Below are 1,335 nucleotides of genomic sequence, written 5' to 3'. Positions count from 1 at the left end.
GCCGGAAGGGTGAAGACGACGTGGAAGTATTCCACGGGCAGCAGATCGTCCGCACGCGCCGCCATCCAGTCCCGCGCCGCCGGTCCCTGGCACTTCGGGCAATGCCGGTTCTTGCAGGAGTTGTATGCGATGTGCTGGTGGCCGCACTTGGCACACGCCGCCACATGCCCGCCGAGCGCCTCGGTCCGGCAGGCTTCGATCGCTGACATCACCTTCAGCTGGGAGAGGCTGACATGCCCGGCATTGGCGCGCCGCCACGCAGGGCCATGGGCACGGAAGATGTCAGCGATCTCCAGCCTTGGCCGGGGCACGCGCTCCGGGTGCTATTCCAGTCCTCGTCGGAGGGTCTCGTCCTGAAGCAGCTTCATCTGCTCGAAGGGGCTGACCGTGCCGCGGATCGTCTTTGTCGCCACATGGGTATAACGCGCCGTCGTCGTCAGCTTGGCGTGACCGAGCAGCACCTGGATCACCCGCACGTCCGTGTTGGCCTCAAGCAGATGCGTCGCGAAGCTGTGCCGCAGCGTGTGCAATGTCGCGGCCTTCTTGATGCCCGCCATGTGCTTGGCCGAGGTGAACGCCCGGTTCAACTGACGCGGTGAAAGTGGGCAGATCTTGGGCTTGCCCGGAAACAACCAGCCCTCGGGACGGGACTCGCGCCAATAATCCCGCAACAGGTCCAGCAGGCTGGGCGAGAGCATGGCCTTGCGATCACGCCCGCCCTTGCCGTCATCGACGTGGATCAGCATCCGGTCGCTGTCGATATCCTTGACCTTGAGGTTGCAGACCTCGGACGCGCGCAACCCGGCTCCGTAGCTGATCCCGAGCGCCGCGCGATACTTCAGACCCGGGCCCGGCACGGCGGCCATCAGATCGGCCACTTCCTCGACACTCAGGACGATGGGCAACTTCCGGGGGTTGCGGTGGAACTGCATGAAGCGCTTCATCTCGTCGCGCCCGCAAGTGACGCCGAAAAAGAACCGCAGCGAGATGATGCGCACGTTGAAGGTGCTGGCGGTCACCCCCTCTTCGGTCATCTTGAGCTGGTATGACCGCAGATCCTCCGGCGTGGCAGTGTCAGGCGGCCTCCCGAGGAACGACGCGAAATGCTTCACATTCCGGATGTGGGCTTTCTGGGTCTTCTCGCACAACCCGCGGATGTTCATGTCCTCGATCATCCGCTGGCGCAGCGGAGTGGTCTTCTTCTCCTCCATGGGAACCTCCTGTCTGACGGTGGGAAGACCCCAATCGTCAGGCCAGAAAGCCGGGCCACATAGACAAACGCTGAAAATAAGGATCAACGCCAGCCAAGGGCGCCCTTGCCGCGGAGCGGCTTAG

2 protein-coding genes are annotated in these 1,335 nt (G+C 63.7%); both read right to left on the bottom strand.

What is annotated here, in order from left to right:
• Positions 1-311 (bottom strand): IS91 family transposase (locus DDE13_RS22390; RefSeq protein ID WP_222626190.1); only part of this gene is annotated, 311 nt, incomplete at its 3' end.
• 12 nt (positions 312-323) lie between these two features.
• Positions 324-1,211, bottom strand: a complete 888-nt coding sequence (locus tag DDE13_RS22385; protein ID WP_111406395.1) for a tyrosine-type recombinase/integrase — start codon at positions 1,209-1,211, stop codon at positions 324-326.
• Positions 1,212-1,335 lie beyond the last annotated feature (124 nt).

The sequence above is a fragment of the Meridianimarinicoccus zhengii genome (genome assembly GCF_003254465.1).
GTDB classification, from domain to species: Bacteria; Pseudomonadota; Alphaproteobacteria; order Rhodobacterales; family Rhodobacteraceae; genus Meridianimarinicoccus; species Meridianimarinicoccus zhengii.
The sequence above is the reverse complement of the archived record's forward strand: the minus strand, read 5'-3'. Positions and strand labels throughout refer to the sequence as shown.